This is a genomic window from Streptomyces apricus (genome assembly GCF_008369065.1).
Lineage (GTDB): Bacteria > Actinomycetota > Actinomycetes > Streptomycetales > Streptomycetaceae > Streptomyces > Streptomyces apricus.
Genome location: NZ_VDFC01000046.1, coordinates 1,263,629 through 1,276,330, shown reverse-complemented (window position 1 = coordinate 1,276,330; position 12,702 = coordinate 1,263,629). Strand labels below are relative to the sequence as shown.

The 12,702-nt window shown below is 71.8% G+C and carries 10 protein-coding genes and 1 pseudogene; 8 read left to right on the top strand and 3 right to left on the bottom strand.

What is annotated here, in order from left to right; translation table 11 throughout:
- The 7 genes and pseudogenes from FGF04_RS25885 to obgE all read left to right on the top strand — a co-directional run.
- A pseudogene (locus FGF04_RS25885) lies at positions 1–523 on the top strand (hypothetical protein); the annotation flags it as partial.
- Between the two features lie 136 nt (positions 524–659).
- Complete coding sequence (locus FGF04_RS25880; protein ID WP_149513637.1) at positions 660–1,466, top strand: TIGR03936 family radical SAM-associated protein; 807 nt, start codon at positions 660–662, stop codon at positions 1,464–1,466.
- 493 nt (positions 1,467–1,959) lie between these two features.
- The gene (locus tag FGF04_RS25875; RefSeq protein WP_408055659.1) at positions 1,960–5,019 is read left to right on the top strand and encodes an Rne/Rng family ribonuclease; all 3,060 of its coding nucleotides are present in this window, start codon (positions 1,960–1,962) and stop codon (positions 5,017–5,019) included.
- Positions 5,020–5,399: 380 nt separating this feature from the next.
- The gene (locus FGF04_RS25870; protein ID WP_149513636.1) at positions 5,400–6,746 is read left to right on the top strand and encodes a phospholipase D-like domain-containing protein; all 1,347 of its coding nucleotides are present in this window, start codon (positions 5,400–5,402) and stop codon (positions 6,744–6,746) included.
- Positions 6,747–6,943: 197 nt separating this feature from the next.
- Complete coding sequence (gene rplU, locus FGF04_RS25865) at positions 6,944–7,264, top strand: 50S ribosomal protein L21 (protein WP_149513635.1); 321 nt, start codon at positions 6,944–6,946, stop codon at positions 7,262–7,264.
- A 14-nt stretch (positions 7,265–7,278) separates the two neighbouring features.
- A complete protein-coding gene (gene rpmA / locus FGF04_RS25860; protein WP_006374707.1) occupies positions 7,279–7,533 on the top strand; it encodes a 50S ribosomal protein L27 in 255 nt (84 codons plus the stop codon).
- 149 nt (positions 7,534–7,682) lie between these two features.
- Positions 7,683–9,122, top strand: a complete 1,440-nt coding sequence (gene obgE / locus FGF04_RS25855) for a GTPase ObgE (RefSeq protein WP_149513634.1) — start codon at positions 7,683–7,685, stop codon at positions 9,120–9,122.
- Between the two features lie 95 nt (positions 9,123–9,217).
- On the opposite strand, the gene FGF04_RS25850 is transcribed toward obgE, so the two are convergent.
- From FGF04_RS25850 to FGF04_RS25840, 3 genes are read right to left on the bottom strand one after another with little or no spacing between them, the layout of a single operon-like run.
- Entirely contained in the window at positions 9,218–10,003 is a 786-nt protein-coding gene (locus FGF04_RS25850; RefSeq protein WP_149513633.1) for an ABC transporter permease, read from the bottom strand.
- Entirely contained in the window at positions 10,000–10,959 is a 960-nt protein-coding gene (locus FGF04_RS25845) for an ATP-binding cassette domain-containing protein (RefSeq protein ID WP_149513632.1), read from the bottom strand. Before FGF04_RS25845 ends, FGF04_RS25850 begins: the two co-directional genes overlap by 4 nt.
- Positions 10,960–11,000: 41 nt before the next feature.
- Positions 11,001–11,669, bottom strand: coding sequence for a DUF4097 family beta strand repeat-containing protein (locus FGF04_RS25840; RefSeq protein WP_149513631.1), 669 nt, complete (start codon positions 11,667–11,669; stop codon positions 11,001–11,003).
- 274 nt (positions 11,670–11,943) lie between these two features.
- On the opposite strand from FGF04_RS25840, the gene FGF04_RS42100 reads away from it, so the two are divergent.
- Positions 11,944–12,666: a helix-turn-helix domain-containing protein gene (locus FGF04_RS42100; protein ID WP_149513630.1), complete on the top strand. Its 723-nt coding sequence runs from the start codon at positions 11,944–11,946 to the stop codon at positions 12,664–12,666.
- Positions 12,667–12,702 lie beyond the last annotated feature (36 nt).

Sequence of the window (12,702 nt, the reverse complement as noted above, 5' to 3'; positions counted from 1 at the left end):
GTCGTGGGTCGGGCGGGGGGCCTGGGCCGCCCTGGCCTGGCTCGGCAGGGGGATCGGGGTTCTGCTGCGGTGGACGCTCGTCGTGCCCCTCGTCGCCCTGTGGCGCTGGGTGCTCGTGCCGCTCGGGCGCGGCCTCGCCGTCGTCGGGCGGGAGATCGGCGAGGCCCTCGGACACGCCTGGCGGATCGCCGGGTACGTGTCCCTCGCCGTCGGGCGGTTCCTCGGGCGGCTCTTCCGGTGGATCTTCGTCGAGCCGGTGCGCTGGGCGTACCGGAGCGTGCTCACCCCCGCGGGCCACTTCGTGCGGGACGCCCTCTGGCAACCCGCGGCGGAGGCCGCCCGCGGTGCGGGGCGCGCCGCCCGGCAGGTCCTGGCGAGCGCCCGCGAGACGGCCCGGCAGGCCAGGGCGGACGTCCGCCGCGCGCTCTTCGGGGCACCGCGCGAGCCCGACCCCGTACCTCTGGCCGGACCCCGCGCGGAACCGGAGCCGGTGCGCCTGGTCAAGCCCGGCGGACCACTCTGACACGCGCCGGGCCGGTCCCGGAGGGAACCGACGGCCGCCGGGGCACGTACTCTAGGTAGTAGTACGACCGCACCTCACGAAGGACTGAGCGACACTGGGCAAGCGACAGCCCGAAGGCCCGCCGCCCGCACCCGCGGTGCAGCGCATCCGACTGCGCTACACCAAGCGCGGCCGCCTCCGGTTCACCAGCCACCGTGATTTCCAGCGTGCCTTCGAGCGCGCGTTGCGCCGAGCCGAGGTGCCCATGGCGTACTCGGCCGGGTTCACGCCGCACCCGAAGGTGTCGTACGCCAATGCCGCACCCACCGGCACGGGCAGTGAGGCCGAGTACCTGGAGATCGCGCTCACCGACGCGCGCGACCCCGAGAAGCTGCGCCTGCTCCTCGACGAGTCGATGCCCGTCGGGCTCGACATCATCGACGCCGTGGAGGCCCGCACCTCGGGTCTCGCCGACCGGCTCACCGCGTCCGTGTGGGAACTGCGCCTCGACGGCGTGTCCCCCGAGGACGCGGCGCGCGCGGTCGACGCCTTCACGGCGGCCGACAGCGTCGAGGTCCAGCGCAAGGCCAAGAACGGTGTGCGCACCTTCGACGCCCGCGGCGCCGTCGCGAGCCTGGAGGCGATCGGCACGCGGTCCGGCGCACCGTCGGAGGCGCGCGGTGCACAGGCTGATAGGCCGAGCGACCAGGCCTGTGCGATACTGCGGCTGGTTGTTCGGCACGTGACGCCTGCCGTTCGACCTGACGACGTCCTGTCCGGTCTTCGAGCCGTGGCCGACCTGGCGCCGCCGGTCCCCGCAGCGGTGACCAGGCTGGCGCAGGGGCTGTTCGATGAAGAGACCGGCACGGTGACCGACCCGCTCGCGCCCGACCGCGAGGCAGCAGCATCCTCCCCGGCTCCGTCCGGGGACACCGCGGCTGCCGCCGCGAAGGCGTCGGCGTAAGGAAGGTCCCGCGCAGGGACGGCCGTCGAAGCGCCGCCCTCGTATCCGGGAGCCACCTGGGTCGGGCAGCGCACCGACACAGAAGACTTTCACCAGGCCGTACGCACACATGGCGTACGGAACCGGTGAGACAGGACACAGAGAGCTCCCGTGCGGCGCCCGCGCCCCGGACGGCGGCACCGCGCAACGCGCGAGCCGCGGACGTCACCGGATCCGCGGCGCCCGGGAGCCTGACGGGAGATCCACCCGCATGCTTGAGCCCACCGAACCCATCGAGCCCACCGACTCCTCGACGGGCCGCGACAACGACACCCCCAGCGACACGCTGCCGCCGCGCCGACGGCGCCGCGCGGCCTCCCGCCCCGCGGGACCCCCCTCGGCGWWCGCCGAGGGCGCAGCCGTGACGGAGACCCCGTGGAGCGCGCCCCCGAGGCCGAGGAGCCGGTGGACGAGGAGCCCGTCGAGGAGGAGTCCGCCGAGGACGCCGCCGACGGTGAGGACGGCGAGGAGACCGGTTCGCGCCGGCGCCGCCGCCGCGGTGGCCGTCGCCCCCGTGGAGCGCGCCCCCGAGGCCGAGGAGCCGGTGGACGAGGAGCCCGTCGAGGAGGAGTCCGCCGAGGACGCCGCCGACGGTGAGGACGGCGAGGAGACCGGTTCGCGCCGGCGCCGCCGCCGCGGTGGCCGTCGCCGCCGCCGGGGCGAGTCCGCCGAGGCCGACACCGACACCGACGACGAGTTCGCCGGTGAGCAGGCCGAGCGCGGCGAGCAGCCCGCCCGGTCCGCCGCCGACGCGCAGGATGACACCGCCGAGCAGGGCGGGCGGACCGAGCAGGCCGAAGAGGACGACACGGACGCCGAGGACGAGCACGAGGAGGGCGGCGGCTCCAGCAGCAGCCGTCGCCGCCGTCGCCGTCGCCGCCGCGCCGGTGACTCCTCCGGCGAGACCGAGGCCGCCGGCGACAGCGACCCCGAGCGCACGGTCGTCAAGGTCCGCGAGCCCCGCAAGAAGGACGAGCGGCCGCACGACAGCTCGGACGAGGTGCAGTCCATCAAGGGCTCGACCCGTCTGGAGGCCAAGAAGCAGCGCCGCCGCGAGGGCCGCGAGCAGGGCCGCCGCCGCGTCCCGATCATCACCGAGGCCGAGTTCCTGGCCCGCCGCGAGGCCGTCGAGCGCGTGATGGTCGTCCGCCAGAACGGCGAGCGCACCCAGATCGGTGTCCTTGAGGACGACGTGCTCGTGGAGCACTACGTCAACAAGGAGCAGGCGACCTCGTACGTCGGCAACGTCTACCTGGGCAAGGTCCAGAACGTGCTGCCGTCGATGGAGGCCGCCTTCATCGACATCGGCAAGGGCCGCAACGCCGTGCTGTACGCCGGCGAGGTCAACTTCGAGGCGCTGGGCATGGCCAACGGCCCCCGCCGCATCGAGAGCGCCCTGAAGTCGGGCCAGTCGGTCCTCGTGCAGGTCACGAAGGACCCGATCGGTCACAAGGGCGCCCGGCTGACCAGCCAGGTCTCGCTCCCCGGCCGCTACCTGGTCTACGTGCCCGAGGGCTCGATGACCGGCATCAGCCGCAAGCTGCCCGACACCGAGCGCGCCCGGCTGAAGACCATCCTCAAGAAGATCGTCCCCGACGACGCCGGTGTCATCGTGCGCACCGCCGCCGAGGGCGCGAGCGAGGACGAGCTGCGCCGTGACGTCGAGCGGCTCCAGGCGCAGTGGGAGGACATCCAGAAGAAGGCGAAGGGCGGCAGCTCAAGCGCGCCGACGCTGCTCTACGGCGAGCCGGACATGACCGTCCGCGTCGTCCGCGACATCTTCAACGAGGACTTCACCAAGGTCATCGTCAGCGGCGACGAGGCGTGGGAGACCATCCACGGCTACGTCTCGCACGTCGCGCCCGACCTGGCGAACCGGTTGTCGCGCTGGACCTCCGAGGTCGACGTCTTCGCGTCGTACCGGATCGACGAGCAGCTCGCCAAGGCCCTGGACCGCAAGGTCTGGCTGCCGAGCGGCGGTTCGCTGGTCATCGACAAGACCGAAGCGATGATCGTCATCGACGTCAACACCGGCAAGTTCACCGGTCAGGGCGGCAACCTCGAAGAGACGGTCACCAGGAACAACCTGGAGGCGGCCGAGGAGATCGTGCGCCAGCTGCGGCTGCGCGACCTCGGCGGCATCGTCGTCATCGACTTCATCGACATGGTCCTGGAGTCCAACCGGGACCTGGTGCTGCGGCGCCTGCTGGAGTGCCTGGGCCGCGACCGCACCAAGCACCAGGTGGCCGAGGTCACCTCGCTGGGCCTCGTCCAGATGACCCGCAAGCGGGTCGGCCAGGGCCTCCTTGAGTCGTTCTCGGAGACCTGCGTCCACTGCAACGGCCGCGGCGTGATCGTGCACATGGAGCAGCCCACCTCCGCCGGTGGCGGCGGCAAGCGCAAGAAGCGCGGCCGCGGCGGTGCCGAGCAGACCCACGAGCACGACCACGCGCACGAGCACGAGACGGACACCGCCGGGACGGCCGAGCCCGTCGAGACGGCCGCCGAGGTCGCCGCGGAGGTGGCCGAGCCGGTCGCGCTCGCGGAGCCCGAGTTCGTACCGGACGAGGAGCTCTACAGCAGCGCCGCCGAGGCGGAGGCCGCGGCCACCCGTGGCGGGCGTTCGCGCCGCCGGGCGAGCCGTCGCGCGTCCTCTCCCGCGGGTGCGCCGAGGTCCGAGTCCCGCCGGTCCGAGCGCCGCGCCGAGGCGGCGTCCGCTGCTCCGACGGCGCAGTCCGTGACGCCGGAGGAGGAGGCCGAGCAGCCCGTGCCGCAGGAGCCGGCCGAGGTCGCGCAGGCCGCGCCCGCCGCCGCCGAGGACCCGGTGGTCGAGGCCCCGGCGGCGGAGGCCCCGGCCGCCGAGACCGAGGCCCCCGCCGTGGACGACGCGGCCCCCAAGGGCCGTACGCGCCGCCGGGCGACCCGCAAGGTGTCCGCTCCGGCCGGTTCGCCCGCGGCCGCCGAGGAGGCCGTCGTGACGGTCACCGAGCCGGTCGCGGCGCCCGCGCCCGCCGAGCCGGCGCCCGAGGCCCGGCCCGAGCCCGCGGCCGGGCAGGACGCCGGGTCCGGGTCCGCCGCACCGGCGGAGCAGCCCGCCGCCGACAGTGCCGCCCCGGCCCGTCCGAGGCGCCGTGCGGTCCGCAAGGCCGCCGCGCCGACGTCGTCCGCCGAGACCGCCGTCGTGGTCGTCCCGTCGGCGTCGCCGGAGGCCCCGGCCGAGGCTCCCGCGGAGCCCTCGCAGGAGCCGTCCGGCGAGGCCGCCGAGGAGGCGCCGGTCAACGAGGAGGCGCCGGTCAAGAAGACGGCGGCCCGCAAGACGGCCAAGAAGGCGCCGGCGAAGAAGGCCGCCGCCAAGAAGACGACGACCGCTGCCAAGAAGACGGCCGCCAAGAAGACGACGGCCAAGAAGGCGACCAAGACCGCCAAGACGGCCACGAAGTCGACGGCCAAGAAGACCGCGGCGGCCGAGCAGCAGACGCCGTCCACCGTCACGGCCTCCACCGACGAGGACTGACGAACACCGGCAGGAACCGACAGGGACTGACAGGGGCCGGTGGGACCGGCTAGGAGCGACGCGACGCCTCCCGTGCGGCTGGACGACAGCCGGGCGGGAGGCGTTCGCGTGCGCGGGGGCGGCCGGCTTCCCCGGGAGGGCGGCCAGCTTCCCCGGAAGAGGCGGCGTCGTCACCCGTACAACCCGTGAGGTCACCCGAATCGATGTTTCGGTGACCGCTGTGGTGGCGTATCGCCCGGTTTGGTGGGCGTCGATCACATCACAGCCACCCCCCGCCCCTTGGGGCGCGGTAAGTTACCTGTAAAACTCATGCAGTTATCGGTACGTACACACGCGTGCGCGTTGGGGAGACGCTCACACGTGTCAGGGGAGGGGATCACATGGCGCGCGTGCGCCTGCAGGGCACCGGGCGGCACCGTGCTGTGAAGCCGGTCAAGGGCGGCCGCCAGGCCGTGGCGCTGGCGACGGTGCTGTCCGCGGCGGGCGTCCAGGGGATCGCGTCGACGGGCACGGCACAGGCCCTCGACAACCCGACGTGGACCGAGGGGCCGATCTTCAACGACCCGCTCGGCACCGCAGACCAGCAGGCCGCGATCCGTACGCGGCTGATCGAGCTGACGAACTCCGCGCTGCCCGGCTCCACGATCAAGGTCGCGGTCTACCACGTCTGGGAGGCCGGCGTCGTCAACGCGCTCGTCGCCGCCAAGGACCGCGGGGTGCACGTACAGGTGCTGCTCGACGAGTCCAGCGTCAGCGACCGCCCGACCAACACCGCGTACGGGACGCTGGCCTCGGGCCTCGGCACCGACCGCAGCCAGGGCTCGTACGTGGCGACCTGCCCGAAGAAGAAGTCGTGCCTGGGCGACCCGCAGTTCGGGCAGTCGATCATGCACAACAAGTTCTGGCTGTTCTCGGCGGTGCAGGGCGCCACCAACGTGGTCGTCGAGACCACCTCGAACTCCACGCCGTCCGCGCACACGCGCTTCTTCAACGACGCGCTGCTGCTGCCGAACAACCCGACGATGTACGACGCGTACGCGGACTACTTCGACACGATGGTCGCGCGGGACTGGCAGTCCTGGAACTACCGCACGGTCAGCAACGGCCTCTACAAGGCCTACTTCTTCCCGCGCACGGGCAACTCCCGGGCCACCGACACGGTGTACTCGATCCTCAACAACGTCACCTGTAAGTACAAGGACACCGCTGGGGTCACCCAGTCCACCAAGGTCCGGGTGGCGATCTTCAAGATCACGCGGCTGGCCATCGCGGAGAAGCTGGTCGACCTCAAGAAGGCGGGCTGCTCCGTGAGCATCGTCTACGCGGAGTCGGACAGCGCCAAGAGCAGCGGTGGCACGAAGGGCACCTGGGAGAAGATGCACACCACCGGTGGCCCGACCGTGCGCTGCTACAACGACGACCGGGACCCGCTGAACCCCGGCAAGAAGCTGGTCACGCCGTACATCATCCACAGCAAGTACATCCTGGTGGACGGCATGTACGACGGCGTGAAGAACAAGGTCAGCTTCACCGGCTCGGGCAACTACACGGGCCCCGCGCTGCGCGAGAACGACGAGTCGATCGTGAAGGTCGACGACGACGCCGTGCACGACATGTACCGGGTCCACTTCGACCGGGTGACCAAGGTGGCCTACCCGGGCACCAAGGACACCACCGACCTGTGCAAGGGCGTGAAGCCGCTGCCGGCGGACGGCGAGCCCACCTAGGCCGCCCGGTCAGGGGGCGGCCGGGAGCCGGTTTGACCCCCAGGTCGGGGCCCCGTAACCTTGACCCTCGGTGTGTTTGCAGACGCGCCGCATTCCCGTAAACCTCTTCCTCCCGGTGGCTCGCGCCCCGGGAGAGGCCGTCTGTTCCTCCGGCGGCTGGACTGCGGGGATTCCGACTTCGAGTGAGAGAGAGATCCGTGTACGCCATCGTGCGCAGCGGTGGTCGCCAGCACAAGGTTGCTGTCGGCGACATCGTTGAGGTTGACAAGATTTCCACTGCCAAGGTTGGCGACACGGTCGAGCTCTCGACCCTGCTCGTGGTCGACGGCGACGCCGTGACCAGCGACCCGTGGGTGCTGGACGGCATCAAGGTCCAGGCCGAAGTCGTGGACCACCACAAGGGTGTGAAGATCGACATCCTTCGCTACAAGAACAAGACCGGCTACCGCCGTCGTCAGGGCCACCGCCAGCAGTACACGGCGATCAAGGTCACTGAGATCCCCGCGGCTGCGAAGTAAGGGACTGAGGAGAGATGGCACACAAGAAGGGCGCATCGTCCACCCGGAACGGTCGCGACTCCAATGCTCAGCGGCTCGGCGTGAAGCGCTTCGGCGGTCAGGTCGTCAACGCCGGTGAGATCCTGGTCCGCCAGCGTGGCACCCACTTCCACCCCGGCGCGAGCGTCGGCCGTGGCAAGGACGACACGCTGTTCGCGCTGGCCGCCGGTGCGGTCGAGTTCGGCACGCACCGTGGCCGCAAGGTCGTGAACATCGTTCCGGTCGCCTGACCGGATCCTTCGCGAGGCGGACCTCACTTCCCGTACGGGAAGCGGGTCCGCCTTTCGCGTGTTTCGACCGAGTGGTGACCGCCGCGCGGCGACGACCGCGCGACGATCATCGATGAGAGATTTTCCGTACGTAACTGGAGGCACATTCCATGACCACCTTCGTGGACCGCGTCGAGCTGCACGTCGCCGCGGGTAGCGGAGGTCACGGCTGTGCCTCCGTCCACCGGGAGAAGTTCAAGCCCCTCGGTGGCCCGGACGGCGGCAACGGCGGCCGTGGCGGTGACGTGATCCTGGTCGTCGACCAGTCCGTCACCACGCTGCTCGACTACCACCACTCCCCGCACCGCAAGGCCACCAGCGGCCGGCCCGGCGAGGGCGGCAACCGCTCCGGCAAGGACGGCCAGGACCTGGTCCTGCCGGTGCCGGACGGCACCGTCGTCCTTGACAAGGCCGGCAACGTGCTCGCGGACCTCGTGGGCCAGGGCACCACGTACGTGGCCGCGGAGGGCGGCCGGGGCGGCCTCGGCAACGCGGCCCTGTCCTCGGCCCGCCGCAAGGCGCCCGGCTTCGCACTGCTGGGTGTCCCCGGCGACGCGCAGGACATCGTCCTGGAGCTGAAGACCGTCGCGGACGTGGCGCTGGTGGGCTACCCCAGCGCCGGCAAGTCCTCGCTGATCTCGGTGCTGTCGGCCGCGAAGCCGAAGATCGCCGACTACCCCTTCACCACGCTCGTCCCCAACCTCGGTGTGGTGACGGCCGGGTCGACCGTCTACACGATCGCCGACGTGCCGGGGCTGATCCCCGGCGCCAGCCAGGGCAAGGGCCTGGGCCTTGAGTTCCTGCGGCACGTGGAGCGCTGCGAGGTGCTCGTCCACGTCCTGGACACGGCGACCCTGGAGTCGGACCGCGACCCCCTCTCCGACCTCGACGTCATCGAGGAGGAGCTGAGGAGCTACGGCGGCGGGCTCGACCGCCGGCCGCGGCTGGTCGTCCTGAACAAGATCGACGTGCCCGACGGCAGGGACCTGGCCGAGATGGTCCGCCCGGACCTGGAGGCCCGCGGCTACCAGGTCTTCGCGATCTCGGCGGTGGCCCACATCGGGCTCAAGGAGCTGTCCTTCGCCCTCGCCGAGCTGGTCGCGAAGGCCCGTGCCGCGAAGCCGAAGGAGGAGGCGACCCGTATCGTCATCCGCCCGAAGGCGGTCGACGACGCCGGCTTCACCGTGGTCCAGGAGGAGGACGGGCTGTACCGCGTCCGGGGCGAGAAGCCGGAGCGCTGGGTCCGCCAGACCGACTTCAGCAACGACGAGGCCGTCGGGTACCTCGCCGACCGGCTCGCCCGTCTCGGGGTCGAGGAGTCGCTGATGAAGGCGGGTGCGCGCTCGGGCGACGGGGTCGCGATCGGCCCCGAGGAGAACGCGGTGGTCTTCGACTGGGAGCCGACCGTGATGGCCGGGGCCGAGATGCTCGGACGCCGTGGCGAGGACCACCGCTTCGAGGCGCCGCGTCCCGCCGCCCAGCGGCGCCGTGACCGGCAGGCCGAGCGGGATGAGGCCGACCAGGAGTTCGACGACTTCAACCCGTTCTAGAACGCGGTGCCCTCCGGGCCGGTGCGGGTGCACCGGACCGGAGGGATTCACCCGTACCGTCGCCCGCGCCCCCTCAGGGAGCGCGGGCGCAGTCGTCACTCGGGGTCCCGGTCGAACCGTGCCTTGGACCAGCGGTGGCCCAGGACCGTCAGGGCGAGGCACCAGGCCAGGGTGATCCAGCCGTTGTTGCCGATCTCCGTGCCGAGGAGCAGTCCGCGCAGGGTTTCGATGGCCGGGGTGAAGGGCTGGTACTCGGCGATCGGCCGGAACCAGCCGGGCATCGAGTCCAGCGGGACGAAGGCGCTGGAGATGAGCGGCAGCAGGATCAGCGGCATGGCGTTGTTGCTGGCCGCCTCGGCGTTGGGGCTGCTCAGGCCCATGCCGACCGCGATCCAGGTGAAGGCGAGGGTGACCAGCACGAGCAGCCCGAACGCCGCGAGCCACTCCAGGACGCCCGCACCGGAGGAGCGGAACCCCATGGCGACCCCCACCGCGCCGACCAGGACGAGGCTGCCGACGGTCTGCAGGACGCTGCCCACCACGTGGCCGAACAGGATCGAGCCCCGGTGGATGGCCATGGTGCGGAAGCGGGCGATGATGCCCTCGTTCATGTCGGTGGAGACCGAGACGGCGGTGCCGATGACGGTGGAGCCGATGGTCATCAGCAGGATGCCGGGCAGGATGTACGCGAGGTAGGCGGAGCGGTCGCCGCCGCCGATGCCCGCGCTCATGGTGTCGCCGAAGACGTAGACGAACAGCAACAGCAGCATCACCGGTGTGAGCAGCAGGTTCAGGGTGAGTGACGGATAGCGGCGGGCGTGCAGGAGGTTGCGGCGCAGCATCGTGGAGGAGTCGCGCATGGCCAGGGGGAGTGAGCTCATCGGACGTTCTCCTTAGGCCGGTCGGGGACGACGCCACCGGTGAGGGTGAAGAAGACGTCGTCGAGGTCGGGGGTGTGCACCGTGAGCTCGTCTGCCTCGACGCCGGCCGCGTCCAGCCGGTCGAGGACCGAGCGCAGGTCGCGCTGACCGCCGTCGCTGGGCAGCCGCAGGGCCAGCGCCTCGTCGTCCCGCGCCGCCCCGTCCAGTACGGCGGCGGCCGACCGGTACGCGGCCGGGTCGGTGAAGCGCAGCCGCACGTGCCCGCCGGGGACGAGCCGCTTCAGCTCCCCGGCCGTGCCCTCGGCGGCGATCCGGCCGTCGTGGAGCACGGCGATGCGGTCGGCGAGCTCGTCGGCCTCCTCCAGGTACTGGGTGGTGAGGAAGACCGTCGCCCCGTCGGTGACGAGCTCGCGGATGATGCCCCACATGGTGTGACGGCTGCGGGGGTCCAGGCCGGTGGTCGGTTCGTCGAGGAAGATGATCCGCGGGCCGCCGACCAGGGTCATGGCGATGTCGAGGCGCCGCTTCATGCCGCCGGAGTAGGTGGAGGCGGGCTTGCCCGCGGCTGCGGTCAGGTCGAAGCGTTCGAGGAGCCCGGCGACCACGCGCTGCCCCTCGGCCCTGGGCAGGTGGTGCAGGTCGGCCATGAGGAGCATGTTCTCCTCGCCGGTGATCAGGCCGTCGACCGCGGAGAACTGGCCGGTGACACCGATCGCCGCGCGGGCGTCCTGGGCGTGGGTGGCGAGGTCGTGGCCGCCGATCCGGATCGGTCCGGAGTCCGGGTCGGGCGACACGAGGGTGGAGAGGATCTTGACGGCGGTGGTCTTGCCGGCGCCGTTCGGACCGAGCAGGGAGAAGATCGTGCCCTCGGGGACGGTCAGGTCGATGCCGTCGAGGACGGTCCTGTCCCCGTAGGACTTGCGCAGTCCGTACGCCGCGATGGCCGGGTCGGTCATGGGAGGAGCTCCTTCGGGGACTGAGGGGAGGGGGCGGCGCTTCAGAGGCTGCGGGCGGTGATGTCGCCCTGCGAGGTGGTCGCCCTGATGGTCAGGTCGGGGGCTCCGCCGGTGTTCTTCAGCGAGTTGTCGATCCGGCCGGCGTCGACGCCGGCGTCCAGGGTGGCGCAGACCCCGTGGGCGGCGGCGACGGTGATGCTGCCCTGCTGGGTCGTGAGGGTGAGCGCGCCGCCTACCGCCTCGGCGATGTGCACGTCGCCCCGCTGGGTGCTGATCTCGGCGGCGCCGTTCAGCCTGCCGACGGTGATGTCGGTGTCGAGTCCGGTGAGGCGGGCGCTCGCGGCCTCGTCGAGCTTGACCGAGCCGTGGCCGCCGTCGAGGGCGACCTCGCCGAGGCGTCCCACCCCGCGGAACTCCGCGGCGGCGGCCTTCGCCTGGACGCGGGAGTCGACGGGCAGCCGGACGGTGACCTCCACGGAGCCGGACCGGCCGACGAGCCGGTTCGTCGCCTCCGGCGTGCTGATCCGCAGGATGCCGTCGGCGTAGGCGACCTCGGTCCGTTCGGCCGTCTCCACGTCACGGCTCCTGGCCGGGTCGGCGGGCCTGACCTCGACGAGGGTGTCGGTGCGGTCCGCGGCGATGACCTGGATGCGTCCCGCGGAGATGTCGAGGACGGCCCGGACGGGGGCGGGGGTGTCGAACTTCTGCATGGCGTACTCCTTCTCCTGTGGCACGAGCCCCTTCGGCCCGTTGTTTCCGATGAGGGAAAAGCTACGTTGCGTTCACTCTTCTGGCAACAAGCTTGTTGCACTGGAGATGAGTAACTGCAGCTAGATGTCAGGATATTGGTGCAATGAGCTTCAAGCTGAATGCAACGCAGTCATCGCGGTCTGTTGCAATGATCTGAGGGTGAACGCTATAGTCGGCGCGTCGGCCGCAGGCCGGACCGCCGCAAGCCGCCGCACCCCACGAACGGAGACCGCGATGCCGGGAGGCAGGCTCACCCAGCAGGAACGCCGGCAGATCGCGCTGGGACTGGCCGACGGGCTCGCCTACGCCGAGATCGCCCGGCGCCTGGAGCGCCCCACCTCGACGATCACGCGCGAGGTGACGCGCAACGGCGGCCCGGCCGGATACCGCGCCGAAGTGGCCCACCGGGCGACCGGGCACCGGGCCCACCGCCGCCGGACGGCCGCGCCCCGGGACCCGCAGGCGCCGCCGCAGCCCTACGGGCGGGACGCCGACGCGGTGCGGGCGTACGAGGAGGTGCTCACCACCGTCATCATCGCCTCGGGCATGCCGACGATGATGGCGAGGGTGACGGCCTGCCTGATGCTCACCGACAGCGGCAGCCTCACCGCGGCCGAACTCGTCGAGCGGCTCCGGGTCAGTCCGGCGGCCGTCTCCAAGGCGATCGCGTTCCTGGAGAGCCAGGGGTTCGTGCGCCGGGAGCGGGGCGAGGGCCGGCGCGAGCGGTACGTCGTCGACGACGACGTGTACTACCGGTCGATGATGGCCAGCGCCCGCTCCATCGCGCAGGTCAGCGGCACCGCGCGCGAGGGCGTCGAGGTCCTGGGCGCCGGTACGCCCGCGGCCACCCGGCTGGAGAACATCGCCCGCTTCCTGGACTTCGTCGCCGAGAGCACGGCCCGCGCGGCGGAACAGGGCCGCGACATCCTCCACACGAAGCCGGCACCGACGCCCTGAGACGCGCCCCTTCAGGGGCCGCCTCTTCAGGGGCGC